The sequence below is a fragment of the Streptomyces pinistramenti genome (assembly GCF_020564935.1).
Classification (GTDB): domain Bacteria; phylum Actinomycetota; class Actinomycetes; order Streptomycetales; family Streptomycetaceae; genus Streptomyces; species Streptomyces pinistramenti.
Window position 1 is genome coordinate 1 of the sequence record NZ_JAJCXB010000011.1, and the last position, 24,795, is coordinate 24,795.

The following is a 24,795-nucleotide window of genomic DNA, read 5'->3' on the forward strand; positions in this document are numbered from 1 at the left end:
GGCGGGCCCCCCGCCCCCCCACCGCTGTGACATGGCGCTTTGCGGGGAACCTGTCGGGGCGAGGGGGGTGCGGAAGATCCGGAATCCGCCCATGCGAAACTTTTCACATGAGTGCCTGCCGCGCCCCTCGCCGCCTCACCGGCCGCCGTCGCATCACCCTGCTCGCCGCGGGGACCGCGCTCGCGTCGCTGACGCTGACCGCCTGCGGGGACGGCACGTCGGGCGGTTCGGCGCAGACCCGGTTCGTCCAGGGAAAGAACGGCGTCGCCACGGTCGCTGCGGGCGACCGGCAGAAAGCGCCCGACATCTCCGGTGAGACCACCAGAGGAAAGCAGCTGGACATCGCGGATTACCGCGGCAAGGTCGTCGTCCTCAATGTCTGGGGATCGTGGTGCGGGCCGTGCATCGCCGAGGCGCCGAATTTCGCCGAGGTCGCCAACGACACCAAGGGCAAGGGCGTCCAGTTCGTCGGGATCAACACCCGGGATTCCGAGAAGTCCCAGGCGACGAGCTTCGAGGATCAGCACAAGATGCCGTATCCGAGCCTTTTCGACCCGACCGGGAAGCTGATGCTGCGTTTCCCGAAGGGCAGTCTCAACCCGCAGTCGATTCCCTCCACGATCGCCATCGACCGGCACGGCAGGATCGCCGCGCGGTCCATCGGTCCGCTGGCCGAGGACGACCTGCGCAAGATGATCAAGCCGCTGATCGCCGAGAAGTGATCCAGTGATCGCGCTCGCCGCCGCCACGCAGAACCAGACCGTCCTGACCGGCGCCCTGCTGGCCGCCGTGCCCGTCGCGCTGCTCGGCGGCCTGGTCTCCTTCTTCTCGCCCTGCGTACTGCCGCTCGTACCGGGCTACATGTCCTACGTCACGGGTGTCACGGGCACCGACCTCGCCGAGGCCAAGCGCGGCCGGATGCTGGCCGGCGCCCTGCTGTTCGTCCTCGGCTTCACCGCCGTCTTCGTCTCCGGCGGCGCGCTCTTCGGGTTCTTCGGGCAGCGGCTCCAGGACAACAAGGAGATCATCTCCCGTGTCCTGGGCGGCCTGATGATCCTGCTCGGGCTGGCCTTCGCCGGTGTGCTCAAGCGCTTCGGCCAGCGCGAGCTGCGTTTCCACAGGAAACCCACGATGGGTCTGGTCGGCGCGCCGGTGCTCGGGGTGCTCTTCGGCGTCGGCTGGACGCCGTGCCTGGGCCCCACCCTCACCGCCGTCAACACCCTCGCGTTCAACCAGGCCAGCGCGGGCCGCGGCGCCCTGCTGACCGTCGTCTACTGCCTGGGCCTCGGCCTGCCGTTCGTGTTCGTGGCGCTGGCGTTCCGGCGGGCGCTCGGCGCGTTCGGCTGGGTCAAGCGCCACTACGTGTGGGTGATGCGGGCCGGCGGCGGCATGATGGTCGCGCTCGGCATCCTCCTGGTCACCGGCGTCTGGGACAGCCTGATGTCCGAGCTGCAGAGCTGGACGCAAAGCTTCACCGTTGGGATCTGATTGATGTCCACCAAGACCGACACCCCCCGCGACCCGGGCTCGGGCCCGGAGACCGGCGCGCAGCCGGCGGGGGACGCGGGCACGGATCTCGGCGCGGCCGGATCCCAGCTCTCCACCGCACCCAAGGAAGAGATCAGCTTCCCCTCGCTCGGCCCGGTCGGCTGGGCGCGGTGGTTCTGGCGGCAGCTCACCTCGATGCGGGTCGCGCTGCTGCTGCTCTTCCTGCTCTCGATCGGGGCGATCCCCGGCTCGCTGATTCCGCAGACCAGCATCGACCCGGTCAAGGTCGACTCCTTCAAGGCCGACCATCCGACGCTCTCCGGGATCTACGACAAGCTGGGGATGTTCCACGTCTACAGCTCGGTGTGGTTCTCCGCGATCTACCTGCTGCTGTTCATCTCCCTCATCGGCTGCATCGTGCCCCGCACCTGGCAGTTCGTCGGGCAGCTGCGCGCCCGCCCGCCGGGCGCGCCCAGCCGCCTGACCCGGCTGCCCGCGTACACGACCTGGCGCACCGAGGCCGACCCCGACGCGGTGCTCGGCGCGGCCCACAGGCTGCTGAAGAAGCGCCGGTTCCGGGCCGACCGTGCCGGTACGGCGGTGGCGGCCGAGAAGGGCTACCTGCGCGAGGTCGGCAACCTCGTCTTCCACCTCGCGCTGATCGTGCTGCTGGTCGCGTTCGCCGTCGGCAGCCTGTGGAAGTCCGAGGGCGGCAAGCTGGTCACCGAGGGCGACGGCTTCGCCAACAGCCTCACCCAGTACGACGACTTCAAGTCCGGGCCGTTCTTCGACACGGACACGATGGAGCCGTACGGCTTCACGCTCGACAAGTTCGACGCGACGTACGAGCGGACCGGTCCCGAACGCGGCACCCCGCGCACCTTCCGGGCCAACGTCACGTACTACACCGGCGCGGACGGCAAGGAGCACAGGACCTCGATCGAGGTGAACGAGCCGCTTGAGATCGCGGGCTCCAAGATCTACCTGCTCAGCCACGGCTATGCGCCGGAGGTCAGCGTCAAGGACGGCCGCGGCAAGGTCGTCTACGACGGTGCGGTGCCCTTCCTGACGCAGGACCCGAAGAACTTCACCTCGACCGGTGTGGTGAAGGTGCCGGGCGCGGAGACGAAGGACGGCAAGCGCAACCAGCTGGGCTTCCAGGGCTTCTTCGTGCCGACGTTCGGCGGCAAGGGCTCCGGGTCGATGTTCTCGCAGTTCCCCGCGCTGGACTATCCGGTGCTGACGCTCACCGCCTACCACGGCGACCTCGGCCTGGACTCCGGGCTGCCGCAGAGCGTCTACCAGCTCGACCAGAAGAACCTCAAGCAGTACTCCGCCAAGGGCAAGAAGCTGGCGAAGATGATGCTGCCGGGCGAGACGATGAAGCTGCCCGACGGCGACGGGTCGATCACCTTCAAGGGTGTCAAGACCTGGGCCAGCTTCAAGATCACCCACCAGCCGGGCAACGGGCTCGCGCTGGGCGGGGCGGTGGCGGTCCTGCTGGGCCTGGCGGGCTCGCTGTTCATCCAGCGCCGCAGGGTCTGGGTCCGTGCGGTACGCGGCGCCGACGGCGTCACCGTCGTCGAGATCGCGGGCCTGGGCCGCAGCGAGTCGGCCCGGCTGCCGGAGGAGATCGCCGACCTGGCCGTGGCGCTGGCACCCGACGCCCCCGCGGTGCCGGATCCGGAGCCTGAGACGGAGACGGAGACGGAGACGGAGACGGCGGCGGACGCCGGACCGGACGCCGCCCCCGGCACCGACGGCGGCTCCGGGGCGCACCCCTCCGCAGGCCCCGAACCCGAAGTCCCGGCGCAGCCCACCGACTCCGCCGAACCTGCTGATCCCTCCGAAGGAGCGCGCGCGTGAACATCGCGGCCGCAGCCAACGAGACACTGGCGCACAACAGCAATCTGCTGGTCTATTCGGCGATGGCTGTCTACACCCTGGCCTTCCTCGCGCACATGGCAGAGTGGGTGTTCGGCAGCCGCAGCAAGGTGGGCCGCACCGCCGCTGCGCTGACCGGCCAGGCGAAGGCGCCCGCCGCGGTGGCCGTACGGACGGCGGCCAAGGGCGGCACGGCGGTGCTGGAGCGGCCGAAGGTCATCACCCGCTCGGCGCCCGGCAGCCGCGACGTCCCGGACGGGCCCGGCGCGGCCGGCGGCACCGAGAAGGGCGACCTCTACGGCCGGATCGCCATCTCGCTGACCGTCCTGGCCTGGGCGCTGCACGTCGGCGGTGTGGTCACCCGCGCGCTGTCCGTACAGCGGGCCCCCTGGGGCAACATGTACGAGTTCTCCACGACCTTCGCGGCGGTCGCGGTCAGCGCGTACCTGATCCTGCTGGCGCTCAAGAAGAACGTCCGCTGGATCGGCCTGCCGCTGGTCACCACGGTGCTGCTGGACCTGGGCCTGGCCGTGTCCGTGCTCTACACCGCCAGCGACCAGCTGGTGCCCGCGCTGCACTCGTACTGGCTGTGGATCCACGTCAGCTGCGCGATCATCTCCGGCGCGGTGCTCTACCTCGGTGCCGTCGCGACGCTGCTCTTCCTCTTCCGCGACCGCTACGAAGCCAAGCTCGCCGACCCGACGGGCAAGCAGCCGGGCGCGTTCGCGACCTCGGTGCTGGAGCGGCTGCCCGCCGCCTCCTCGCTCGACAAGTTCGCCTACCGCGTCAACGCCACGGTCTTCCCGCTGTGGACGTTCACCATCATCGCGGGCGCCATCTGGGCCGGGGCCGCCTGGGGCCGCTACTGGGGCTGGGATCCCAAGGAGGTCTGGTCCTTCATCACCTGGGTCGCCTACGCCTGCTACCTGCACGCCCGCGCCACCGCCGGCTGGAAGGGCCGCAAGGCCGCCTGGCTGGGCCTGATCGCGTTCTGCTGCTACCTCTTCAACTACTACGGCGTGAACATCTTCGTCACCGGTCTGCACTCCTACGCCGGAGTCTGATCCCCCGTCGGTACACCGGAGGCGGCCCGCGGACGGGCCGCCTCCGACGCGTTTCCAGGGGTCAGCGGCGCTTGCGCCCGCCGCGTTCCTGGCGCGGCGGGTGCTGGCCGCCGCCCGGCAGCGCCGGCTTGGGCAGATGCGCCACGTCCCACTGGGCCTCGGCCAGCTGCCGCGCGGTGTCGTGCGGCAGCCGCGGCGGCCGGTGCGCCGCGTTCCGGAAGCCGAACGCCGAGGTCAGGTCGCCGAAGGTGGACCGCCGCCAGTTGCTGATGTTGGGCTCGTGGACACCGGTGAAGCGCTCCAGGAACTGGAGCACGGAGGTGTGGTCGAACGGGTCGCCCGCCGCCCAGCCGCCGACCGTCCACGGCGAGATGATCATGCAGGGCACGCGGAAGCCGCCGCCGATGGGCAGGCCGCCGACGAACTCGTCCGGAGTGCCGGCCGGCGGGGTGGGCGGCGGCACGTGGTCGAAGAGCCCGTCGTTCTCGTCGTAGTTGAGGATGAAGGCGGTCTTGCGCCAGACCTTGGGGTTGGACGCGATGGCCTCGATCTTCTTGGCGACGAAGTCGGCGCCGGCGGCCGGCAGGTAGTCCGGGTGCTCGGACTGGTGGCTGGTGGGGATCAGCCAGGACACCGCCGGCAGCCGGTCGTTGCGGGCGTCGTCCTCGAACGTGCCGGCCGGCTGCGGCCGCACCCCCTTCTCGTACAGCGCCTCACCGGGCTTGGCGTTCCGGAAGTTCTGGAACTGCTCCAGGAGGTTGCAGCCGTAGTCGTCCTCCTCCTGGTAGACCTTCCAGCTGACCTTGGCCGCCTCCAGGCGCTCGGCGTACGTCGTCCAGCGGTACGGCTTCGGCGCGGTGTTGTTGAGGATCGGGCCGCCGTGCCTGCCGCCCGGGTCGAGGGTGCCGGTCATCCAGTACAGCCGGTTGGGCCAGGTCGGCCCGAAGACCGAGCAGAAGTAGTTGTCGCAGAGCGTGAAAGCCTCGGCGAGGGCGAACTGGAAGGGGATGTCCTGGCGGTTGTGGTAGCCCATCACGTACGGCCCGTTGACGCCGTCGGCCTTGCGGTGCGCGGGCAGCCAGCGGTCCATCTTGCCGCCGTTCCATGCCTCGTGCTGGACCGACCAGGCGTGGCTGGTGGACGGGATGGCCTGGGCGCTGGAGGTGTGGGTGTTGAGGCGGAACGGCAGCAGGTAGCCGTCCGGGTTCACCGCGTCCGGCTGGTGGAAGACGGAACGGCCGTCGGAGAGCGTGAGCGCGTCCGGGTCGGCGAAGCCCCGGACGCCGCGCAGGGTGCCGAAGTAGTGGTCGAAGGACCGGTTCTCCTGCATGAGGAGGACGACGTGTTCGATGTCGCCCAGCCCGCCGTGCCGGGGCGGCCCTGCGGCCACGGCCTTCTGGACGCTCGGAGGCAGCAGCGACAGCGCCGTGGCGCCGCCGATCGCGCCGGCGGCGGAACCGAGGAGTCTGCGTCGGGTCATATCGGGCATAGGTGGCACTCTCCCTGTGTCGCGTGAGACCGCAGTGGGACGACCCGACTGTCTCGGCGGGTGGGTTGCACGGGCAGGGGGAGATGGCTGAACTATGTGTCAAATGGCTATGAACAGGCGCCAGTTGGCTGGGAAAAGCTACGACATGTACGCCGATTGGTGCAGTGCGGGAGTTTCGGGTGGCGCAGGTTAGGGACGCTCGTCGGGCAGCAGCGCGGCGGCGGCCGCTGTGTTACCGGCCCGCACCAGGGCGTGGATCTCGTGGGCCAGCGGCGTCACGTCCGTGATGCCGGTCGTCCATTCGTCGGCGTAGCGCCCGGACGCGTCCCCGGACAGGCCGAGTTGCAGCGAGCGGTGGCCCAACGGCCGCAGCAGCAGGTCCCGTTCGGGATCCCACTGCACCCGTACCGGCGACTTTTTCACCTGCCGCTGCCAGGTGGCGCGGTCGGTGTGCACGTCGGGGTCGTAGCGCGAGAGGCAGGACGTGCGCAGCGCGGTGTCGAAGCCGGCCCGGTCGATCTCGATGGCGAGCACGGTCTCCTGGCCGGGCTTGGTGCCCCAGCCGGAGCGGTACATCATCCACAGGAACGACGGTTTGATCCAGGTCATCCGCTCCCGCTTCCAGGCCGCGGGGAAGCGCCCGTCGCGGGCGGCGGGAACGCCAAGTTCGGGCGCGTACGCCTGATGGACGGTGACGGTCCTGGTGGTGTGCAGGGCACGGACGCGGCGCACGGGTTCGGTGGCCGGTGGGGTGTGATCAGGGGACATGGCGGATCAGCCTGCCGCAGCGCGGCGGGTGCGGGCCACCGGATTGCGCGCGCCCGGCGCTCCGGCGGCGCCGGCTCACTCGGCGCCGATGTCCTCGTTCCACAGCGCCGGATGCGCGCCGATGAAGTCCCGCATCATCGCCGCGCACTCCGGATCGTCCAGCACCACGATCCGTACGCCGTGCCGGGCGAGCCAGTCGTGTCCGCCGTGGAACGTCCTGGCCTCGCCGACGACCAGCCGGGAGATGCCGAACTGCCGTACCAGGCCGCTGCAGTACCAGCAGGGCGAGAGCGTGGTGACCATCGTCGTGCCGCGGTAGCTGCGCTGCCGTCCTGCCGCGCGGAAGGCCGCGGTCTCGGCGTGCGCGGACGGATCGCCGTCCTGGACCCGGCGGTTGCGGCCACGGCCGAGCAGGGTGCCGTCCGGGCCGTAGAGGGCGGCGCCGACCGGGATGCCGCCTTCGCCGAGTCCGGCGCGTGCTTCGGCGAGTGCCGTCGCCAGCATCGTGCGGGAGTGCTCCTGGAGGTGCCGCGGGTCGCCCGGCAGGTCCGGTGCGCGGCCGTCGTCGCCGTGCAGCCGCAGGGCGTCGCGGTCCTGCGCCATGCCCTGCCGTCCGTGCTCCGGTCCCTGGTCCATGGCGCAAGCCTCTCAGAGGTGCGCACCGACGGGCGGCCGACGGGCGGCCGGACGCCCCTTGTGCCGCCGGTCAGCTCTGGGTGGGCGGCGGCGTCTCCTCGGGACCGTTCGGGGAGCCGCCCTCCTTGCGGCGCAGCTCGTCCTCGCGGCGGCGCAGGTCGGCTTCCCAGTCCTTGAGCAGCGACTCGTCCTTCTTGTTCTCGTCCTTGAGCGACTTGAGGAACTCGGGGTTGTCGTCGGGCGCCACCCACCTGGTGCGGTGGTTGCGGTGCGGGGTGCCGCTGCCGTCGGCGGGCTGCCGGACCTTGCCGGCGACCAGCCAGACGATCGGTCCGACCAGCACCTCGCCGAAGAGCAGGATGATGAGCACCCAGACGACCTTGGGCAGCCCGCGGACCTGGGACTCGGGGGTGTTGACGCAGTCGATGAACGCGTAGATCCACAGCGCCAGCACCAAGAGGAAGGGCAGATACCTGAGCATGGCGTGAAGATCCCCCTGGACGCGGTGGCGGGCCCGCTGCGGGGCCCGGTGACCCGTCCAGGGTAGTGCGTACCCGATACTGGGACGTATGGCTTATGACGATCTTCGCTCGTTCCTGCGCGCGCTCGACCGGGAGGGCGACCTCAAGCGCATCAAGGCCGAGGTCGACCCTTATCTGGAGGTCGGCGAGATCGTTGACCGGGTGCAGAAGGCGGGCGGCCCGGCCCTGCTCTTCGAGAACGTCAAGGGCTCGGCGATGCCGCTGGCCATGAACGTCTACGGCACCGACCGCCGGCTCCTGAAGGCACTCGGCCTCAAGGAGTACAGCGACATCAGCGACCGGATCGGCGGCCTGCTCAAGCCCGAGCTGCCGCAGGGCTTCGTCGGGATGCGGGAGGCGTTCGGCAAGCTGGCCGGCATGACGCACGTCCCGCCGAAGAAGGTGAAGGGCGAGGACGCGGCCGTCCAGGAGGTCGTGCTCAAGGGCGACGAGGTCGACCTGGACCTGCTCCCGGCGCTGTTCACCTGGCCGAAGGACGGCGGCTCGTTCTTCAACCTCGGCCTCACGCACACCAAGCACCCCGAAACGGGTGTCCGCAACCTCGGCCTCTACCGCCTCCAGCGCCACGACAAGCGCACCATCGGCATGCACTGGCAGATCCACAAGGACAGCCGCAACCACTACCAGGTCGCGGCCAAGCGGGGCGAGAACCTGCCGGTCGCCATCGCCTTCGGCTGCCCCCCGGCCGTGACCTACGCGTCCACCGCTCCGCTGCCCGGTGACATCGACGAGTACCTCTTCGCGGGCTTCCTCCAGGGCAAGCGGATCGAGATGGTGGACTGCAAGACCGTCCCGCTCCAGGTCCCGGCCCAGGCCGAGGTCGTCATCGAGGGCTGGCTCGAACCCGGCGAGATGCTGCCCGAGGGCCCGTTCGGCGACCACACCGGCTTCTACACGCCGCAGGAACCGTTCCCCGCGCTGACCATCGACTGCGTCACGATGCGCAAGCGGCCGCTGCTCCAGTCCATCGTGGTGGGCCGCCCGCCGACCGAGGACGGGCCGCTGGGCCGGGCGACAGAACGCTTCTTCCTGCCGCTCCTCAAGATCATCGTCCCGGACATCGTGGACTACCACCTCCCCGAGTCCGGCGGCTTCCACAACTGCGCGATCGTCTCGATCGACAAGAAGTACCCCAAGCACGCGCAGAAGGTCATGCACGCCATCTGGGGCGCGCACATGATGTCGCTGACCAAACTGATCGTGGTGGTTGACGCGGACTGCGACGTCCACAACCTCCACGAGGTGTCCTGGCGGGCGCTCGGCAACACCGACTACGCCCGGGACCTGACCGTCGTCGAGGGCCCCGTCGACCATCTCGACCACGCCTCCTACCAGCAGTTCTGGGGCGGCAAGGCGGGCATCGACGCGACGGAGAAGTGGCCCGAAGAGGGGTATACGCGAGACGGCGGCTGGCCGGACATGGTCGAGTCGGACCCGGCCGTCCGTGACCGGGTGACCAAGCGCTGGAAGGAGTACGGCCTGTGAGCGGCGAAGCGATCCCCGTGGAGGGCGGCGCGAACCCACCCGCCCCGCGCGTACGCGGAGGGGTGTCGGCGTTCCTCCGCCTGGTGATGATCGAGCACTCGGTCTTCGCCCTGCCGTTCGCCTACATCGCCTCGCTGACCGCGATGTACCAGTGGGACCGCACCATCCACTGGGGCCGGCTGCTGCTGGTGACCGTGGCGATGGTCGGGCTGCGGACGTTCGCGATGGCCGCCAACCGCATCATCGACCGCGAGATCGACGCCCGTAACCCGCGCACGGCCGGTCGCGAACTGGTCACCGGCGCGGTCTCGGTGAAGTCCGCGTGGACCGGCGCGCTGATCGCCGTCGTCGTCTTCCTCGCCGCCGCCGCGCTGCTCAACCCGCTGTGCCTGGCGCTGGCGCCGGTCGCGGTGATCCCGATGGTGGTCTATCCGTACGGCAAGCGGTTCACGAACTTCCCGCACGCGATCCTGGGTCTCGCCCAGGCGATCGGCCCGGTCGGCGCGTGGATCGCGATCAGCGGCAGCTGGTCGTGGGACGCGGTCATCCTGGGCCTCGCGGTCGGCGTCTGGATCGGCGGCTTCGACCTGATCTTCGGCTGCCAGGACGTGCAGGCCGACCGCGCGCACGGCGTGAAGTCCGTGCCGGCCCGCTTCGGCATCCCGGCGGCGCTGCACGGTGCCCGCGCCTGCCATGCCGTCACCACCGCACTGCTGGTCTGGTACGCGCTGGCCACCGATGCGGGGGTGTGCTTCTGGATCGGCCTGGTGATCGTCGCCGGGGCCTTCCTCTACGAGCACACGATCGTCCGGCCGCACGACCTGTCCCGGCTCAACCGGGCCTTCTTCAGCGTCAACGGCTTCATCGGCATCGCGCTGTTCGTCTGCGCGCTGGCCGATCTGCTGGTCCGTGGGCTGACGGTCTGACGGGCCGTTATCCGTGACACCAAGGGCGGGGCCGCGCGGCCCCGCCCTTTCCCGTGGGCCGGGCCCGGGGCACGTACGCGGCGGCCGGGCGAGGCTCGGACAGCAGGCTCTCAGGCCGCCTTGACCATCGGCCAGGCGATCAGCCGCGGATAGGTCCACCACTCGCCGCGGGTCGCCTTCACCGTGCCGATGATCGCGCAGACCACGCCCGTTATGCCGTAGACGCCCATCATCGCGATCACCGTCAGCATCGGGATCGCGAGGCCGGCCGATGCGCGCTGTGCCTCGTTCGCCGCGAGCCCGTAGACGAGCATCGTGCCGAAGTACAGCAGTGTGCCGAGTGCCGCCACGAGGGCCTGGGTGATGCCGAAGTTCAGGGCCTCGGTGGCGTGGTGGCGGACGTACCTGTCGTGCTTGTTGCGCTCGCCGCCGCGCACCGACATCGGGGCGATCCAGCCGGCGAACGCGCCGAGGCCGCAGCACATCATCGAGCCCGCGGTGACCGTCAGCAGCGCGCCGAGGTGCGCCCACATCGCGGCGCTCGTCGACGGCGGGGGCGGCTGGGTGCCGTAGCCGGGGTCCGTGCCGTACGCGGGGGCCGACGGGTAGCCGTAGCCGTTCGGGGGCGGGCCGCTCTGCCATCCCGGACCGCCGCCGTACGGCTGCTGCGGCCCGTATCCGTATCCCGGCTGCTGGTAATCCGACATCCTGCTCACCCCGTGTGCGCTGCGTAGTGCCCGCCGTGGCGCCGCCTCAGCGGCCCTGCGGCTCCCGTTCCCCAGAGATTACGGGACGGGTCCGACAGCGGCGCCGGCCGCGTCGGCCCGGGGCCTGCTCCGGAACGCGAAGGCGGCCAGCACGCCGCCCAGCAGCCCGAACAGGTGGCCCTGCCAGCTGATCCCGCTGTCGGTCGGCAGCGCGCCCCAGACGATCGAGCCGTAGAGGACCGCGACTGCCGCGCCGATGCCGATGTCGAGGATCTTGCGGTCGATGAAGCCGCGGACGAGGAGGTAGCCGAAGAGGCCGAAGACGACGCCGGACGCGCCCGCGGTGTTGCTGTGCGGGGCCGCGGTCAGCCAGACGCCCAGGCCGCTGGTGAGGATGATCAGCAGGACGACGCCCAGGAAGCGGCGCACCCCGCTGCGCAGCGCGGCGATGAAGCCGAGCAGCAGCAGCGGCAGGGTGTTGGCGGCGAGGTGGCCGAAGCCGAAGTGGAGGAAGGCGGCGGGTATCACGTCGGCCAGCTCGCCGAGATCCCGCGGCTGGATGCCGAAGGTGTCCAGGGCGTGCCCGCTGACGGTGTCGACACCCTCCAGCAGCCAGAGCAGCCCGATCCAGCCCAGCATCAGGAAGATCGCGGGCTTGGCGCGGCTCATCTTCTGGCCTTCCTCTGCTTCTTTCCGGCGTCTTCCGGGTGTGGCGGGCGAGCGGGTTCATGAGGGAGAACGGCCGTGACGGGCCGGCGGTTCCGGCGGCTAGGCTCGATGTCGTGGAGCCTTCGCCCATCGACACCAGTCAGCAGGACCCCGGTCGGCGCCGCCCGTGGGTCGTCGGGATCTCCGGCGCGTCCGGGACGCCGTATGCCGCGTCCGTGCTGCGCGGGCTGCTCGCGGCGGGGGAGGCGGTGGACCTGGTCGTGAGCCGGGCGTCCCGGCTGACCCTGCTCGACGAGACCGGGATCGCGTTCCGTGACGCGCACTGGCGGCCGGATCTGCGGGAGTGGCTGGCGCGTGGCGCGGACGGGAAGCCGGAGACGTTCGCGGTGCGCGAGGCGGAGCTGGCCGATGTGCGGTACTGGCCGGCCGGTGATCTGGCGGCGGGTCCTTCGTCCGGGTCGTATCCGGCGAAGGGAATGCTGATCGTCCCGGCGAGCACGGCATGTGTCGCCGGGGTGGCGCTCGGACTCTCGAAGGACCTGCTCCAGCGGGTGGCGAGCGTGACGCTCAAGGAGCGCAGGCCGCTGGTGGTCGCGGTGCGGGAGACCCCGCTGAACGGGCCGACGCTGAAGCATCTGGTGTCGCTGGACGAGGCGGGCGCCGTGGTGCTGCCCGCCTCTCCTGCGTTCTACGCGGGCGCGAGACATATCCAGGATCTGGTGGATTTCGTCGCGGGCCGGGTGCTCGATGCGGCGGATGTGCCGCACGGTCTGTACCGGCGCTGGGAGGGGGAACTGGGGGGTGGCTCCCTGGGGGAGCCCCCCGCTGCGCCCTAGCGCTTCTTGGTGGCGGCGCGCCCGAGGCGGCGCCGGGCCCGCGGGGCCGCGGGCTGGTGGGCACGTGAACGATTGGCCTGGTCCTGCAGCTCGCGCATGCGGGCGTAGGCCATCTCGATCGAGTACACGGTGACAACTCCTGTGAAGATCGTCGTTGATCATTTGGAAGAATCACAGGGCGTCGAGCCCTGTGTGCCTTAGATTCTACATGTAGAACTCGAATTTGCGTAAAGATTGGAAGGCTAGAGGGCATGGACGCGGTGGATAGGCAGCTCATCCAGGCACTTCGCGAGAACGGGAGGGCCTCGTACGCGGAGCTCGGCCGCCTCGTCGGCCTCTCCGGGCCCAGCGTCACGGACCGGATCAACCGCCTCGAAGCGGCCGGCGTGATCACCGGGTACCGCGCGACGGTCGACGCCAAGTCCCTCGGGCTCGGCGTCACGGCACTGGTCGGCATCTCCCTCTCGGACGCCGCCGACCACGAGGACGTCGCACGCAGGCTGCGCGACCTCGCCGAGATCGAGGACTGCTGGTTCATCGCCGGCGACGACTCGTACATGCTCAAGGTGCGGGTCGGTGACGTGGACGGCCTGGAGACGACCATCAGGCGGCTGTCCGGCACCAAGGGCGTCTCCCGTACACGCACCACCATCGTGCTCTCCACCAAGTGGGAGAACCGCGTCGGCGAGCTTCCCGAGGAGGTCGAGTAGCGGCCGCCACCCCCTGGCCGGGGCTGCGAGGGGCGGGGCCCCGCAGGGGGCCCCGCCCGCTCAGCTGACGGGGGAGTAGGCTCGGGCAGGCCCGTTTCCGGCACCGAAACGGGGCAGATACGGCAGAGACTGGGAGGCGACCGGATGGCTGCGTCGATGGATGTGGGCCTCAAGCGCGAGCTGGAAGCGAAGGTCCACGCCGGGGAGCGGCTGACCCGCGAGGACGGCATCGCCCTCTACGAGTCCGACGACCTGGCATGGCTGGGCGGCCTCGCGCACGAGGTGCGCACCCGCAAGAACGGCGACGTCGTCCACTTCAACGTCAACCGTCACCTCAACATGACCAACGTGTGCACCGCGTCGTGCGCCTACTGCTCGTTCCAGCGCAAGCCGGGCGAGAAGGACGCGTACACCATGCGCATCGAGGAGGCCGTCCGCCTCGCCAAGGCGATGGAGGGCGAGAACCTCACCGAGCTGCACATCGTCAACGGCCTGCACCCGACGCTGCCGTGGCGCTACTACCCGCGGTCGCTCAGCGCCCTCAAGGAGGCGCTGCCCGACACGGTCTCCCTCAAGGCGTTCACCGCCACCGAGATCCACCACTTCGAGACCATCTCCGGCCTGTCGGCATCCGAGATCCTCGACGAGCTGATCGACGCGGGCCTGGAGTCGCTGACCGGCGGCGGCGCCGAGATCTTCGACTGGGAGGTGCGGCAGCACATCGTCGACCACGCCACCCACTGGGAGGACTGGTCGCGGATCCACCGCCTCGCGCACGAAAAGGGCCTCAAGACCCCGAGCACGATGCTCTACGGGCACATCGAGGAGCACCGCCACCGCGTCGACCACGTCCTGCGCCTGCGCGAACTCCAGGACGAGACCGGCGGCTTCCAGGTCTTCATCCCGCTGCGCTACCAGCACGACTTCGTGGACATGCAGGACGGCAAGGTCCGCAACCGGCTCCAGGCGCGCACGACGATGGCCAGCGGTGCCGAGGCGCTGAAGACCTTCGCGGTCTCCCGCCTCCTCTTCGACAACGTCCCGCACGTCAAGTGCTTCTGGGTGATGCACGGCCTCCAGACCACGCAACTCGCCCTCCAGCACGGCGCGGACGACATGGACGGCTCGGTCGTCGAGTACAAGATCACGCACGACGCCGACAACTACGGCACGCCGAACAAGCTCACCCGCGAGGACCTGCTCGACCTGATCCGCGACGCCGGATTCCGTCCCGTCGAGCGCAACACCCGCTACGAGGCGATCCGCGAGTACCCGGGCCCCGACCCGGACCGCCGCGAGTCGCCGCAGGCGATGCGCGTGTGACCTGCTGACCTGCGCCCCGGTCCCGGCCGGGGGCGCTGTCAGTGGTCGGCGTTAGGGTCCAGGTCATGAGCGTGCGCTTCGACCTGGACCCTTCTGTCACCCCGGAACTGCGCGACGGACTGCTCACCCTGTGGGCGGACGTCTCCAACGCCGGCGGTGCGGTCGGCTTCGTCCCGCCGGTGACGCCCGAGGAGATACGCCCCGATCTGCTGACGCATCTGACGGCGATGGCCGAGGGCCGCGAGCGCCTGGTGGTGGGCCGCGACGCGGACGGCAGGGCGGTGGCCACGGCGTTCCTGGCCCTCAACTCCCACCGCCTGATGCGCCACTGGCTGTGGGTCTACACCGTGATGGTCCACCCCTCCCTCCAGGGGCAGGGCGCGGGCCGCGCGCTGATGGACGCGGTCGACGACGCCGCCCGGAGCATCGACGGCATCACCGGCATCCGCCTCACCTGCCGCGGCGGCACCGGCATATCGCGCTTCTACGCCGCGTGCGGCTACAAGGAGGTCGGCCGGGTGCCGGGCGCGATCAAGGTCGCCGACGACGACGTCCGCGACGACATCACGATGTGGCGTGAGCTGCACTGACCGGGCCCGCGGTGAACAGCCGCCGGGGGGACGGAAGATCGCCAGTGGCGCTGTGCTTGACTGGTTGGCGACCCTTTGGTTGCCGTTGAGAAGAAGGTTCCGCCCCGTGAGCAGCCCCAAGTTCGCCACACTCCGCTACACCGCACTTCGCATCGGCCTTTTCAGCGCCTGCTTCGCGCTGGTGTGGGTGCTGGCCTACTTCCGGATCATCCCGCTCGGCGTCGGCAGCGCGAACGCCGTCTGGCTGCTGCTGCTCGCCATCGTGATCTCCGCGCCGCTCAGCTTCGTGCTGCTGCGCAAGCAGCGGGACGCGATGTCCGTGCAGATCGTCGACAAGGTCGACCGCCAGCGCGAGCGCCTCGCCGCCAACCGCAGCCAGGAGGACGGCCTCCTCTGACCCGGTCCCCGCACGCCGCGCCGGAACCGGGCGGCCGGACCGGGCGGACGAGGGGCGGCTGCCGCCCTTCCTGCTGACGGGTCCGGTGTCGGCCTCCTCACACCGCACGCACCAACACAGGCGCCCCACCGTGGAGTTTCCCCTCCGCGGTGGGGCGCCTGCCGTTTTCGTCCCGCTCGGTAGTGGCCTGCCCAAAGATTTTCTTTGAGTTCCCCAAAGTTCGAGTGTTAACGTACTTGTCATGAAGACAGCAGCCGCGCCCTCGTTCCCCATGAGCGTCCCGCTCGTGGCGCGCCTGCACGTCGATCTTTGCCGCTGTCTGTCCGCGGCCTGTTGCCGCCGCTGACCTTGCTCGCCGCGGCCGGAGATCCGCGTAACGGACCTCCTGGCGCTCTTCCGCCGTTTTCCCGACGCCTGACCTGTCCCCGGAGTGTGTCCGTTGTCCACGTCTGAGTCCGCTGTGTCCGAAGAGGCTCCCAAGACATCCAAGTCCTCCCGAATACCGAAGATTCCGTTCTGGGTCCAGATCCTGGCCGGCCTCGTCCTGGGCGTGCTGCTCGGCTGGATCGCCAAGAGCGGCGACGTCGGCTGGCTGACGTCCACCCTTGAGCACATCGGCGACCTCTTCATCCAGCTCCTGAAGCTGGCCGTCGCCCCGCTGGTCTTCTTCGCGATTCTGGTGTCGATCACCAACCTGCGGCAGGTCAACAACGCCGCCCGGCTCGCCACCCGCACCCTGCTGTGGTTCATGGCCACGTCGCTGATCGCGGTCGCCATCGGCCTGGCCATCGGCCTGCTGACCAACCCCGGCTCGGGCACCGGCCTGACCCCCAAGGACGGCAAGGCCCCCGAACACGCCGGCTCCTGGATCGACTTCCTCACCGGCATCGTGCCGACCGACATCATCACGCCGTTCACCGAACTCCAGGTCATGCAGATCGTCTTCATGGCCGCCGTCGTCGGTATCGCCGCCCTCCAGCTCGGCGACAAGGCCGAACCGGTCCTCAAGATCAGCCGGTCCGCCCTCGAACTGCTCCAGAAGGCCCTGTGGTGGGTCATCCGCCTCGCCCCGATCGGCACCGTCGGCCTCATCGGTCACGCCATCGCGACGTACGGCTGGAACCTCATCGGCAAGTACGCGACCTTCACCGTCGACATCTACGTCGGCTGCGCCCTCGTCCTCTTCGGCGTCTACCCGCTGCTGCTCTCGACGGTCGCCAAGGTCAACCCGCTCCAGTTCTTCAAGGGCGCCTGGCCCGCCATCCAGCTGGCCTTCGTCTCCCGCTCGTCGGTCGGCACCATGCCGGTCACCCAGAAGGTCACCGAGCGCCTCGGCGTGCCGAAGGAGTACGCCTCCTTCGCGGTGCCGTTCGGCTCGACGACCAAGATGGACGGCTGCGCCTCGATCTACCCGGCAATCGCCGCGATCTTCATCGCCCAGATCTTCGACGTCCCGCTGGGCATCGGCGACTACGTCCTGATCGCCTTCGTCTCGGTCATCGGCTCCGCCGCCACCGCAGGGCTCACCGGCGCGACCGTCATGCTGACCCTGACCCTCTCCACCCTGGGCCTGCCCCTGGAGGGCGTCGGCCTGCTGATGGCCATCGACCCGATCCTCGACATGATGCGCACCGCCACCAACGTGGCGGGCCAGTCGGTGATCCCGATCCTGGTCTCCGCCAAGGAAAAGATCCTGGACCGCGACGCCTACGCACGGGCACACGGCAGCCGGCTGGAGGACGAGGCCGCCGACAGCGCGGACGAGCAGGTCCCCGTACCGGCGGCGGCCGCCGCGTAGTTCAGAGCCTGCGGTACGCACGCGCCCCGATCCTTCAGCGGCAAGGACCGGGGCGCATCCGTATGCCCGGTCGCACCGGTGGGCCGGCGGGGTACGTCAGACCGTCGAGAACTTGGCGACGTACGCGTCGAAGGGCTCGATGCCCACCTCGGCCCGCAGTGCGTCCATGCGCTCGGGTTCCTCGCAGGGCCACGGCAGGGGCGAGCCGTCCCGCACGCCGGCGATCTGGGTGCCGTAGACCTGCTTGCGCCCCTCGTTGACCAGCGTGCGGTCGCACAGAAAGGCCAGCTCACGAGGGTCGGCCGAACCCGCAGCCACCGCCCGCGCCATCATCCGGAGCGCGCGCCGCTGCACATCGAGCTGCCGGTCGGCGTGCTGCGCGGTCAGCCGACGCCACGCCAATTGCCCGGCCGGTTCCTCCCCGTTCGCGTGCACCGAGGCCCGCTGGTCCGCCGCGGCCATCCGCACAAGCTCATCCGTCAGCGCGGCCGCAGCCCCCCGCGCCCGACCGGCCCGCGCCCCTCAATTCCCCGCCACCACCGCCCCCGTGTGCTCCAGGACGGCTGCCGCGAGAGGGGCGTGTACGGCCGGGGGGAGGGCGTGGCCCATGCCGGGGATTTCGGTGAGGTGGGTGGCGTTGAGGGACTGGGCGATGTGCTGCGGGTGCGGGGGCGGGAAGACCGGTTCGGCGGGGGCGGAGATGACGAGGGTGGGGACGCGGTTGGCGGCCAGGGCTTCGGTGCGCAGCATGCCGGAGTCGTCGGCGGCGCCGGGGGCGGCCGAAGTGTCGTAGCGGCCGGTGTGTTCGATGATCCGGCGTTCCTGGGCGCGGAAGTACGCGGCGTCGAAGGGGAGTTGGTTGCCGCTGAGGACCCGCCAGTGCTGGGTGCGGCGGTCCAGTTCGGCCTCCAGGCCGTGGTCCTCGACGGGTCCGGCCCACATCTCCAGCACCTCGGGCGCGATGCCGGGGAGGTCGGCGACGGGTATCTCGGTGCCGTCCGGGGCGGTGTACGGGCGGGTGCTCAGGGCCATGGTGCACATGAGGGTGGCGCTGAGGAACCGTTCGGGACGGTCGGCGAGTGCCATCTGCGTCAGCATGCCGCCCAGGGACATGCCGGCGACGTGGGCCCGGTCGATGCCGAGTGCGTCCAGGATGGTGATGACGTCCTGGGCGAGGTCGGCGATGCGGTACGGGTTGTCGGCGAACGACCAGGTGGAGCGCCCGGTGTCGCGGTGGTCGTAGCGGATCACGCGGTGCCGTGCGGCGAGCGCTTCGACGAACGGGTCGGGCCAGCCGAGGCCGGACGCCTGGGCGCCCATGACCAGCAGCAGCGGGGGCGCGTCGGGGGCGCCGGACTGTTCGGTCCACAGGCGGACACCGGGGGCGGCTTCGATGAACTGCTGCATGGGTGGCCTCCTGGACCGTCGCAACGTAACGAGACGTATCGTCTCGTATGGCTGGACGGCACGTCAAGGGAAGGGGTGTGCGGGCGGAAGATCGTAAACTTCCCTTGCGGGTGGAGGGGTGGAACGGAAGGGCGTTCGGCGTGGGTGCGGTGAAGGGCAAACGCGTACCGCGAGCGGTGCGCGAGCAGCAGATGATGGATGCGGCGGTGGCCACCTTCGCGCGACGCGGATACCGGGCCGCCTCGATGGACGAGATCGCCGAACTTGCCGGCGTCTCCAAGCCCTTGGTCTACCTCTACCTGAACTCCAAGGAAGAGCTGTTCAGCGCGGTCATCCGGCGCGAGTCGGCGGCGCTGGTCGAGGCCGTCACCGCGGCCGTCGAGCCGGATGTGGCGGCCGACCGGCAGCTGTGGAGCGGCCTGAAGGGCTTCTTCGCGCACACCGCCGAGCATCCGGACGGCTGGGCGGTGCTGCACCAGCAGGCGCGTACCCAGGGCGAGCCGTTCGTGCGCGAAGTGGCCGTGATGCGGGCCGAGATCGCCGATTTCGTGACCGGACTCATCAGCGCCGCAGCCCAAGAGGCGGGCTGCGACGGCGAGTTGGCCGAACGCGAGGTGGCGAGCCTGGCGCACGCACTGGTCGGCGCGGCCGAGTCGCTGGCGGAGTGGGCCAATGTGTCCCCGGACACGGATACCGACGGCGCGGGGGAGCGGGAGCGGCCGTCGGCGCAGGAGACCGCGGCCACTCTGATGAACTTCGCCTGGGCCGGCCTCGGCCGCCTGATGGGCGGCGAACGCTGGGCCCCCGGGGGGCCGGGGCCGGACGGGGAGCCGGGAGCGGACGCGGCGGCGTCGTAGCGCGCGGCCGCGGCGCACCCCGGCCGCCCCAGGAGCCGCACCGGCCCCACCACACCTGACTCCGGCGTAAGAAACCCGTTCCCTCCTCTGGAGCCGGGCTCCGCGGCGCGTCAGACTGGGAGCCCCGTGTCACCTCTGTGGGGGAGGTGGCACGGGGACGACTTCTCTCCGCCCGGGGATTGCTCCCCGGCCGCCCGCTCCGCCACCGCGACCTCGCACCACACGGTCTTGCACCCCGCCGCAGGCCACACACCCCACCCCAGCGAAACGGCCTCCAGCAGCGCTGTCCCGCGCCCGCCCTCCTCGTCCCGCGCGGCCGACCGCCGCACCGGCATCCCGTACGGATCCGGATCCGTCACCTCGATCCGGGTCCGCCCGTCCCCCTCCCCGCACACCCGCACCGTGACCGGTGCCCCCTCCCCGACGTGCAGGATCACGTTGCTCAGCAGCTCACTGACGCACAGCTGCGCCGCCCCGCCCGCGTCCCCGAGGTGCCGCCGCAGCGCCCGCCGCACGCCACGGACCGCCCCCGGAACCGCCAGCAGTTCGATGACCAGCGTCGTCCTCACCGCACCGCTGCCTTCCGCAGCGCATCGGCCAGCCGCAGAGCCGTCGCCGCATTGCAGTTACCGAGCGCGACGAGCGGCGCGTGATAGGCCCCCGCGAACGCCGGCAGCTCGACCCCGAGCGACGGCAGGGTGATCCCGTTCTCCCGTAGCGCGCTACGCAGCGCCTCGGTGCACTCGTGCACGTCATCGGGGGAGGGGCGGTGGTGGTGCTCGGACATGGCGTACGCCTTCCTGTGCGCATCGTGATGAACCGGTCACAGCGTGCCGTCACGGGGAGTAGCGTGAAAAGGAATTCAGGCCCCACTGCGCATACCGTGGAACGGTGAACCATGCCTGCACCTAAGAACATTGACGGGTCGTCCAGCGTCCCTGCCTTCTACGGCAAGGAGTTGCGCTGGAAGCGGGAGGCGGCGGGCCGCACTCTCCAAGGGACCGTCGACGGCAGCTTCTTCGCGCCGAGCTATCTGAGCGAAATCGAACGCGGCACCCGCCGCATGCCGCTGGAACTGGCCCGCCACGTCGACCGCTTCCTGGAGACGGACGGCTTCTTCGAACGACGCTGCGAGGACGTACGCAAGGCGCGCCAGGGGGCGCATGCGAGTTACTTCGCGCCGATCGCGGAGTCGGAGAAGCGGGCGCGGGTGATCGAGGAGTGGAGTAGCGCGTTCATTCCTGGATTGCTGCAAACCGAGGCGTACGCGCGGGCCGTCATCCGTTCCACTCATCCGCTGGACCTGAGAGAGGAGGCCGACGCGAAGGTTCGCGCCCGAATGGAGCGAGCGGAACTCTTCAACGACCCGAAAAGGCCAGAGTATTGGGTCATCCTGCACGCGTCCCTGGTGCAGGACCCCGACCCGATGTTGCCATCGTCGGAGATGGCGGAACAGCTGAGCCATATCGCGTCCTTGGCGCGATCAGGTCGGGTGCCGACACAGGTCCTGCCGTGGAATGCGGCTACCCGGCCCTTCATGGCGCTGTCGTTGACGTTCATGGAGTTCAGCGACGAGCCGCCGTTCATGTACACGGAGGCGCCGTACCACGGCCAGATCGTCGACGATCCGGCCCTCGTGAAGCAGTACCGCAAGGCATACGATCGGCTCAGGGCCGCCGCACTGTCCCCGGAGGCGTCCCTCGCCTTGATCGACGAAGCAGCAGAGGACTACGGAAATGGCAAGCACCGAGACTGACTTGAGCACAGCCTTCTGGCGCAAGAGCAGCTACAGCAACGGCGACGGCGGCAACTGCATCGAAGTGGCCGAGGAGTTCATCGGCGCGGCCCACTGGCGTAAGAGCAGCTACAGCAACGGCGATGGTGGCGACTGCATCGAGATCGCCGACAACCTCCCCGGCCTCGTCCCCGTCCGCGACTCCAAGGCGGCTCCCGGCGGTCCGGCGCTCATGATCCCGGCGGGCGCCTGGCACCACTTCGTCACGGCGGTCAAGGCGGACGGCCTCACGGCGTAGGCGAGTCCCGGCGACGCGACGGCCCCCGACCGGCTACGGCCACGGGGGTCTTTGCGTATTTAATTGACCCGCGAGTCGGTTTCCCGTTCTCTCAACAGGTGCCGCTTGACGGCTGGTTGAGGGGACCGCAAGGATCGAAGAGACGTCAATCCGAGGGGGGAAGTCGATGAAGCTCAGGCAGCTTGCCAGTGACTGTGACGACGGGCCGTGCCCTACTGTGTGGGCCGTGGAAGGCACGGAGAACATTCTGGTTCAGGGCTTCAAAGTGGACGATGCCCAAGCGTTGGCCACCATGCAATTACCGGAAACGGAGACGGCCGTTCGCATCCCTTTGGCGCTACTGAGGAAGGTTGCCCGTGACCATCTCTCCTGAGGACTTCGGAAAGCTCTTTGCCGGATTCCAGCAAGAGGCTTTCCGGCTGGAGACATTGGACGACTACGGTCAGTCCGGCGGCGTGGAAGCCTACCAGGATTTTCTGGCCGGAAAGCCTCGGCCGGAAGGCTATGAGTCGGCGCCGTGGACGGAGAAGGTACGGCGTGCGACTGATGCCGGGAAGCGGATGTACCGGGTGCACATCCTTGCCCGGCCGCTGACCAAGTATCTCCAGTACGAGCTGTCCTGGGGATATCGACGGAACATGACGGCCGGTGAAGAGTTCTTCATCCTCGACACCACTGAGCAGGAAAACCCGTTGCGCGGCGTGCCGGACTTCTGGGCGTTCGATGAACGTTCCGTGGCGTGCATGAGCTATGACGACGCCGGGAAATTCCTGGGAGCGGAACTCCGGCCCGCGGGCGAGGCGGCGCAGTGGATGGAGCGCCGGGACGTGGCCCTGCGTCACGCCGTACCGTTCGCCGAGTGGTGGGACCGGTACGGGACGGAGTGAGCGGTCCGGGCATCGGCAAGGCGCTGCGGGAACTACGCGAGGCCGGCGGGAAGCAGGCCAAGGTGGTCGCCCGTGGCGCTGCCATGTCTCCGAGCAAGCTCAGCAAGATCGAGAACGGCGTACTGGCGCCGAGCGTGATCGACGTCGAGCGGGTCCTGGCGGCCCTGGACGTACCGGACGACGTGAAAGCCCGGCTCTCCGAAGCGGCCCGCCGAGTGGCGACCGAGGCGACGGCGTGGCGGATATACCGCCGCACCGGGCTGCACAAGCACCAGGAAGACATCCGCGCGATAGAAGCGCAGACCACGCTGCACCGTACGTTCCAGCCGTCGTGCATTCCTGGACTGCTGCAAACCCCGGAATACGTCCGGCGGCTCCGGCAGCGATCAGCGGGTACCGATGAAGGTCTGGAGAAGATGGTGGGAGCCCGGCTCCGCCGACAGGAAATCCTCTTCGACCGCGAGCGCTCCTTCCGCTTTCTCGTCACGGAATCCGTGCTGCGCTGGCAGATGGTGCCGGTCGGGATGATGGCCGCCCAGCTCGACAAGCTGATCTCCGTGTCGCGAATGCCGAACGTTCACCTCGGCGTGATCCCGCTGGGTACCGAGATGCCCGACCTCCCGACCTCGTCCTTCGTGATGTTCGATGCCCGCCTCGTGATCGTGGAGATCCCGCACGCCGAAATCACGACCAGTGAACTGCGTGATGTCGAGGTGTACGCGGCCAAGTTCACCCGGTTCGAGCAGGTGGCTCTTTCCGGAGAGGCGATGCGAGGTTTCGTGGCGCGCATCCGGGACGACTTCTTGCGGGAACAGGAAATCGGCGCGAGCAGGCCGGATTTGGGCGGAAGATGAACCGGGAAAACTCGTCCTCCGAGGAATGAGGAAGGTTCATCATGCGCGAGACCGACCTGTACGACCTGTCGCTCGACGGAGTGGAATTCACCAAGGCGTGCGGCGGCAACACGCACCCCGACGGTGAATCCTGCGTCACCCTCGCCCGTATCAGGCCCGGGGTGTGGGCGGTGGCGGACAGCAAGCGGCCCGGTGCCGAGCCGCTGCGGTTCACCACCGGGGAGCTGGCGGCGGCCGGCATCGACCCGGCCCGTTTCGGGCTTTCGGCCTGACGGTCGCCCGTCCGTCGGCAACCCCGCCCTGGAGGCCGGGCGGGGTTGCCGTCAACTCCCTTGGAAAGGCGGCTCGTTGCATCACCATGGATACCTCTGGGTGGGGCCGAAGCGGCTCCCGGAGCGAGGGGCGCGGCCGTACGGGCCGGACGGCGGCGGGGTGGACGGCGTCCACTTCGACCGGGAGGGCATCCGTCGGCCGCCGCCCGCGACGGAACCGGCCGCGACGAGTCCGCCGGATGTGATCGAGCGGTACCGGCGGGCCGCGATCGAGTGGCGTACGAGCGAGGTGCCGCCGATCGAGGTGGCGCTGTGGCTCACAAAACCGGCCACGGCGATCCGGGGAACCTGGCAGGATCCGGAGGGCGCCGCGGCCTGGCTCACCGAACAACTTGCCCTCCACGCCGCCCGGTTCGCATCCGAGCAGGACCGCGAAGCCGTCCGGCTGTCGCTGAAGGCCGCCGCGGCCGCCGACCGGCTCGCTCGCGGGCAGGACGTGGTGTACGGGTTCTACCTCGGGCGCCCGCTGTTCCTGTCGCTGGGAGTGGTGACCTGTTCGCCGAACCGTGTGCGTGCTGAACTGGGCTGTCCCTTGGGGCGCGCCGGGCAGAGGGCGGGGGCGTGGCCGGTGGCGGCGCCGTCCACCGGAGTATGAGCAGGTACGGCAGCAGGTAGCGACACCGGCAAAAGGCCATGGAGGCAAGCGTGGTGGCACGTCCAGGACCCCGCCTGATCCTGCTCTGCGGCCTGCCCGGTGCGGGGAAGACGACGCCGGCCAGGCGGCTTGCCGGTGAGATTCCGGCCGTGCGGCTGTGTCCGGACGAGTGGCTGGCCGATCTCGGCATCGGGTTCGAGGACGAGGAGACGCGCGAGCGGCTGGAGGGGCGGTTCTGGGTCCATGCCCAGGTTCTGCTGCGGCGGGGCCAGACCGTGATTCTGGAGTTCGGCTTCTGGGCGCGCTCGGAGCGGGACGAGAAGCGGCTCGGTGCGCGGGCGCTCGGCGTCCCGGTCGAACTGCGCTACCTGGCGGCGCCGCTCGACGAACTGCACCGCCGCCTCCACGCCCGTAATGGGGAGGGCGCGTTCGGCGCGGTCCCGGTCGCCCGCGAGATGCTCGACGCGTACGCGGGCCTCTTCCAGGCTCCGGGCTTGTGCCGAACTCGCCCTCTATGA

At 69.8% G+C, this 24,795-nt stretch carries 32 protein-coding genes; 21 read left to right on the forward strand and 11 right to left on the reverse strand.

What is annotated here, in order from left to right:
- Positions 1-107: 107 nt before the first annotated feature.
- The 4 genes from LIU39_RS10535 to ccsB are packed head-to-tail and all read left to right on the forward strand — an operon-like array spanning position 108 to position 4,436.
- Entirely contained in the window at positions 108-722 is a 615-nt protein-coding gene (locus tag LIU39_RS10535) for a TlpA family protein disulfide reductase (RefSeq protein ID WP_227046377.1), read from the forward strand.
- 4 nt (positions 723-726) lie between these two features.
- Positions 727-1,488, forward strand: coding sequence for a cytochrome c biogenesis CcdA family protein (locus LIU39_RS10540; RefSeq protein WP_372463838.1), 762 nt, complete (start codon positions 727-729; stop codon positions 1,486-1,488).
- A gap of 3 nt (positions 1,489-1,491) precedes the next feature.
- A complete protein-coding gene (resB, locus tag LIU39_RS10545) occupies positions 1,492-3,354 on the forward strand; it encodes a cytochrome c biogenesis protein ResB (protein WP_227046378.1) in 1,863 nt (620 codons plus the stop codon).
- Positions 3,351-4,436 (forward strand): c-type cytochrome biogenesis protein CcsB, encoded by a 1,086-nt coding sequence (gene ccsB / locus LIU39_RS10550; RefSeq protein ID WP_227046379.1) that lies wholly within the window; start codon positions 3,351-3,353, stop codon positions 4,434-4,436. The genes resB and ccsB overlap by 4 nt, the downstream gene beginning before the upstream one ends.
- Positions 4,437-4,497: 61 nt before the next feature.
- Here ccsB and LIU39_RS10555 read toward each other — a convergent pair whose 3' ends face one another.
- From LIU39_RS10555 to LIU39_RS10570, 4 genes are all read right to left on the reverse strand, one after another.
- Entirely contained in the window at positions 4,498-5,925 is a 1,428-nt protein-coding gene (locus LIU39_RS10555; protein ID WP_227046380.1) for an alkaline phosphatase family protein, read from the reverse strand.
- A gap of 189 nt (positions 5,926-6,114) precedes the next feature.
- Positions 6,115-6,693: a DUF4291 domain-containing protein gene (locus LIU39_RS10560; protein WP_227046381.1), complete on the reverse strand. Its 579-nt coding sequence runs from the start codon at positions 6,691-6,693 to the stop codon at positions 6,115-6,117.
- A gap of 75 nt (positions 6,694-6,768) precedes the next feature.
- On the reverse strand, positions 6,769-7,197 hold the full coding sequence (locus tag LIU39_RS10565; RefSeq protein WP_227046507.1) for a nucleoside deaminase: 429 nt from the start codon (positions 7,195-7,197) through the stop codon (positions 6,769-6,771).
- 202 nt (positions 7,198-7,399) lie between these two features.
- Positions 7,400-7,810 (reverse strand): PLD nuclease N-terminal domain-containing protein, encoded by a 411-nt coding sequence (locus LIU39_RS10570; RefSeq protein WP_227046382.1) that lies wholly within the window; start codon positions 7,808-7,810, stop codon positions 7,400-7,402.
- Positions 7,811-7,898: 88 nt separating this feature from the next.
- Here LIU39_RS10570 and LIU39_RS10575 point away from each other — a divergent pair, with 88 nt between their 5' ends.
- Positions 7,899-9,356 (forward strand): menaquinone biosynthesis decarboxylase, encoded by a 1,458-nt coding sequence (locus tag LIU39_RS10575; protein WP_227046383.1) that lies wholly within the window; start codon positions 7,899-7,901, stop codon positions 9,354-9,356.
- A complete protein-coding gene (mqnP, locus tag LIU39_RS10580; protein ID WP_227046384.1) occupies positions 9,353-10,282 on the forward strand; it encodes a menaquinone biosynthesis prenyltransferase MqnP in 930 nt (309 codons plus the stop codon). The genes LIU39_RS10575 and mqnP overlap by 4 nt, the downstream gene beginning before the upstream one ends.
- A gap of 110 nt (positions 10,283-10,392) precedes the next feature.
- On the opposite strand, the gene LIU39_RS10585 is transcribed toward mqnP, so the two are convergent.
- Complete coding sequence (locus tag LIU39_RS10585; protein ID WP_227046385.1) at positions 10,393-10,989, reverse strand: DUF4870 domain-containing protein; 597 nt, start codon at positions 10,987-10,989, stop codon at positions 10,393-10,395.
- Positions 10,990-11,067: 78 nt separating this feature from the next.
- The gene (locus LIU39_RS10590) at positions 11,068-11,658 is read right to left on the reverse strand and encodes a rhomboid family intramembrane serine protease (RefSeq protein ID WP_227046386.1); all 591 of its coding nucleotides are present in this window, start codon (positions 11,656-11,658) and stop codon (positions 11,068-11,070) included.
- Between the two features lie 113 nt (positions 11,659-11,771).
- On the opposite strand from LIU39_RS10590, the gene LIU39_RS10595 reads away from it, so the two are divergent.
- Positions 11,772-12,494, forward strand: a complete 723-nt coding sequence (locus LIU39_RS10595; RefSeq protein ID WP_227046387.1) for a UbiX family flavin prenyltransferase — start codon at positions 11,772-11,774, stop codon at positions 12,492-12,494.
- On the opposite strand, the gene LIU39_RS34875 is transcribed toward LIU39_RS10595, so the two are convergent.
- Positions 12,491-12,622 (reverse strand): hypothetical protein, encoded by a 132-nt coding sequence (locus LIU39_RS34875; protein WP_264482662.1) that lies wholly within the window; start codon positions 12,620-12,622, stop codon positions 12,491-12,493. The two genes, LIU39_RS10595 and LIU39_RS34875, sit on opposite strands and share 4 nt — an antisense overlap.
- Positions 12,623-12,745: 123 nt before the next feature.
- Here LIU39_RS34875 and LIU39_RS10600 point away from each other — a divergent pair, with 123 nt between their 5' ends.
- From LIU39_RS10600 to LIU39_RS10620, 5 genes are all read left to right on the forward strand, one after another.
- The gene (locus tag LIU39_RS10600) at positions 12,746-13,204 is read left to right on the forward strand and encodes an Lrp/AsnC family transcriptional regulator (RefSeq protein WP_227046388.1); all 459 of its coding nucleotides are present in this window, start codon (positions 12,746-12,748) and stop codon (positions 13,202-13,204) included.
- Positions 13,205-13,360: 156 nt separating this feature from the next.
- Entirely contained in the window at positions 13,361-14,527 is a 1,167-nt protein-coding gene (gene mqnE / locus LIU39_RS10605; protein WP_227046508.1) for an aminofutalosine synthase MqnE, read from the forward strand.
- Positions 14,528-14,592: 65 nt separating this feature from the next.
- Positions 14,593-15,117, forward strand: coding sequence for a GNAT family N-acetyltransferase (locus LIU39_RS10610; RefSeq protein ID WP_227046389.1), 525 nt, complete (start codon positions 14,593-14,595; stop codon positions 15,115-15,117).
- Between the two features lie 106 nt (positions 15,118-15,223).
- Complete coding sequence (locus LIU39_RS10615; protein WP_227046390.1) at positions 15,224-15,514, forward strand: DUF4229 domain-containing protein; 291 nt, start codon at positions 15,224-15,226, stop codon at positions 15,512-15,514.
- 460 nt (positions 15,515-15,974) lie between these two features.
- Positions 15,975-17,312 carry a dicarboxylate/amino acid:cation symporter gene (locus LIU39_RS10620; protein WP_372463839.1) on the forward strand — a complete coding sequence of 446 codons (1,338 nt, stop codon included), beginning with the start codon at positions 15,975-15,977 and terminating at the stop codon, positions 17,310-17,312.
- A gap of 96 nt (positions 17,313-17,408) precedes the next feature.
- Here LIU39_RS10620 and LIU39_RS10625 read toward each other — a convergent pair whose 3' ends face one another.
- The gene (locus LIU39_RS10625) at positions 17,409-17,774 is read right to left on the reverse strand and encodes a DUF6624 domain-containing protein (RefSeq protein WP_227046392.1); all 366 of its coding nucleotides are present in this window, start codon (positions 17,772-17,774) and stop codon (positions 17,409-17,411) included.
- Positions 17,775-17,834: 60 nt separating this feature from the next.
- Positions 17,835-18,719, reverse strand: coding sequence for an alpha/beta fold hydrolase (locus LIU39_RS10630; RefSeq protein WP_227046393.1), 885 nt, complete (start codon positions 18,717-18,719; stop codon positions 17,835-17,837).
- A 140-nt stretch (positions 18,720-18,859) separates the two neighbouring features.
- Between LIU39_RS10630 and LIU39_RS10635 the strand changes: the two genes are divergently transcribed.
- Positions 18,860-19,576 (forward strand): TetR/AcrR family transcriptional regulator, encoded by a 717-nt coding sequence (locus LIU39_RS10635; protein WP_227046394.1) that lies wholly within the window; start codon positions 18,860-18,862, stop codon positions 19,574-19,576.
- Positions 19,577-19,686: 110 nt separating this feature from the next.
- Here the strand turns inward: LIU39_RS10635 and LIU39_RS10640 are convergent, their stop codons facing one another.
- A complete protein-coding gene (locus LIU39_RS10640; RefSeq protein WP_227046395.1) occupies positions 19,687-20,145 on the reverse strand; it encodes an ATP-binding protein in 459 nt (152 codons plus the stop codon).
- Positions 20,142-20,363, reverse strand: coding sequence for a hypothetical protein (locus tag LIU39_RS10645; protein WP_227046396.1), 222 nt, complete (start codon positions 20,361-20,363; stop codon positions 20,142-20,144). Before LIU39_RS10645 ends, LIU39_RS10640 begins: the two co-directional genes overlap by 4 nt.
- A gap of 111 nt (positions 20,364-20,474) precedes the next feature.
- On the opposite strand from LIU39_RS10645, the gene LIU39_RS10650 reads away from it, so the two are divergent.
- The 8 genes from LIU39_RS10650 to LIU39_RS10685 all read left to right on the forward strand — a co-directional run bounded on the left by LIU39_RS10650 (position 20,475) and on the right by LIU39_RS10685 (position 24,795).
- Positions 20,475-21,332 (forward strand): helix-turn-helix domain-containing protein, encoded by an 858-nt coding sequence (locus LIU39_RS10650; RefSeq protein ID WP_227046397.1) that lies wholly within the window; start codon positions 20,475-20,477, stop codon positions 21,330-21,332.
- A complete protein-coding gene (locus tag LIU39_RS10655) occupies positions 21,313-21,609 on the forward strand; it encodes a DUF397 domain-containing protein (protein WP_227046398.1) in 297 nt (98 codons plus the stop codon). The genes LIU39_RS10650 and LIU39_RS10655 overlap by 20 nt, the downstream gene beginning before the upstream one ends.
- A 226-nt stretch (positions 21,610-21,835) precedes the next feature.
- Entirely contained in the window at positions 21,836-21,982 is a 147-nt protein-coding gene (locus LIU39_RS10660) for a hypothetical protein (RefSeq protein ID WP_227046399.1), read from the forward strand.
- Positions 21,966-22,496 carry a DUF6879 family protein gene (locus tag LIU39_RS10665; protein WP_227046400.1) on the forward strand — a complete coding sequence of 177 codons (531 nt, stop codon included), beginning with the start codon at positions 21,966-21,968 and terminating at the stop codon, positions 22,494-22,496. Before LIU39_RS10660 ends, LIU39_RS10665 begins: the two co-directional genes overlap by 17 nt.
- Positions 22,469-23,350, forward strand: coding sequence for a helix-turn-helix domain-containing protein (locus LIU39_RS10670; protein ID WP_227046401.1), 882 nt, complete (start codon positions 22,469-22,471; stop codon positions 23,348-23,350). Before LIU39_RS10665 ends, LIU39_RS10670 begins: the two co-directional genes overlap by 28 nt.
- Before the next feature lie 41 nt (positions 23,351-23,391).
- A complete protein-coding gene (locus LIU39_RS10675) occupies positions 23,392-23,622 on the forward strand; it encodes a DUF397 domain-containing protein (RefSeq protein WP_227046402.1) in 231 nt (76 codons plus the stop codon).
- A gap of 76 nt (positions 23,623-23,698) precedes the next feature.
- Complete coding sequence (locus LIU39_RS10680; protein WP_264482633.1) at positions 23,699-24,277, forward strand: hypothetical protein; 579 nt, start codon at positions 23,699-23,701, stop codon at positions 24,275-24,277.
- Between the two features lie 50 nt (positions 24,278-24,327).
- On the forward strand, positions 24,328-24,795 hold the full coding sequence (locus tag LIU39_RS10685) for a P-loop nucleotide/nucleoside kinase family protein (protein WP_227046403.1): 468 nt from the start codon (positions 24,328-24,330) through the stop codon (positions 24,793-24,795).

Excerpts from the sequence above, each read along its gene's own strand:
- LIU39_RS10535 (WP_227046377.1), top strand. The coding sequence starts at position 108 with ATGAGTGCCTGCCGCGCCCCTCGCCGCCTCACCGGCCGCCGTCGCATC.
- resB (WP_227046378.1), top strand. The coding sequence starts at position 1,492 with ATGTCCACCAAGACCGACACCCCCCGCGACCCGGGCTCGGGCCCGGAG.
- LIU39_RS10555 (WP_227046380.1), bottom strand. The coding sequence starts at position 5,925 with ATGCCCGATATGACCCGACGCAGACTCCTCGGTTCCGCCGCCGGCGCG.
- LIU39_RS10560 (WP_227046381.1), bottom strand. The coding sequence starts at position 6,693 with ATGTCCCCTGATCACACCCCACCGGCCACCGAACCCGTGCGCCGCGTC.
- LIU39_RS10565 (WP_227046507.1), bottom strand. The coding sequence starts at position 7,197 with ATGCTGGCGACGGCACTCGCCGAAGCACGCGCCGGACTCGGCGAAGGC.
- LIU39_RS10570 (WP_227046382.1), bottom strand. The coding sequence starts at position 7,810 with ATGCTCAGGTATCTGCCCTTCCTCTTGGTGCTGGCGCTGTGGATCTAC.
- LIU39_RS10575 (WP_227046383.1), top strand. The coding sequence starts at position 7,899 with ATGGCTTATGACGATCTTCGCTCGTTCCTGCGCGCGCTCGACCGGGAG.
- LIU39_RS10585 (WP_227046385.1), bottom strand. The coding sequence starts at position 10,989 with ATGTCGGATTACCAGCAGCCGGGATACGGATACGGGCCGCAGCAGCCG.
- LIU39_RS10590 (WP_227046386.1), bottom strand. The coding sequence starts at position 11,658 with ATGAGCCGCGCCAAGCCCGCGATCTTCCTGATGCTGGGCTGGATCGGG.
- LIU39_RS10600 (WP_227046388.1), top strand. The coding sequence starts at position 12,746 with ATGGACGCGGTGGATAGGCAGCTCATCCAGGCACTTCGCGAGAACGGG.
- mqnE (WP_227046508.1), top strand. The coding sequence starts at position 13,361 with ATGGATGTGGGCCTCAAGCGCGAGCTGGAAGCGAAGGTCCACGCCGGG.
- LIU39_RS10610 (WP_227046389.1), top strand. The coding sequence starts at position 14,593 with ATGAGCGTGCGCTTCGACCTGGACCCTTCTGTCACCCCGGAACTGCGC.
- LIU39_RS10625 (WP_227046392.1), bottom strand. The coding sequence starts at position 17,774 with ATGGCCGCGGCGGACCAGCGGGCCTCGGTGCACGCGAACGGGGAGGAA.
- LIU39_RS10630 (WP_227046393.1), bottom strand. The coding sequence starts at position 18,719 with ATGCAGCAGTTCATCGAAGCCGCCCCCGGTGTCCGCCTGTGGACCGAA.
- LIU39_RS10645 (WP_227046396.1), bottom strand. The coding sequence starts at position 20,363 with ATGTCCGAGCACCACCACCGCCCCTCCCCCGATGACGTGCACGAGTGC.
- LIU39_RS10650 (WP_227046397.1), top strand. The coding sequence starts at position 20,475 with ATGCCTGCACCTAAGAACATTGACGGGTCGTCCAGCGTCCCTGCCTTC.
- LIU39_RS10655 (WP_227046398.1), top strand. The coding sequence starts at position 21,313 with ATGGCAAGCACCGAGACTGACTTGAGCACAGCCTTCTGGCGCAAGAGC.
- LIU39_RS10675 (WP_227046402.1), top strand. The coding sequence starts at position 23,392 with ATGCGCGAGACCGACCTGTACGACCTGTCGCTCGACGGAGTGGAATTC.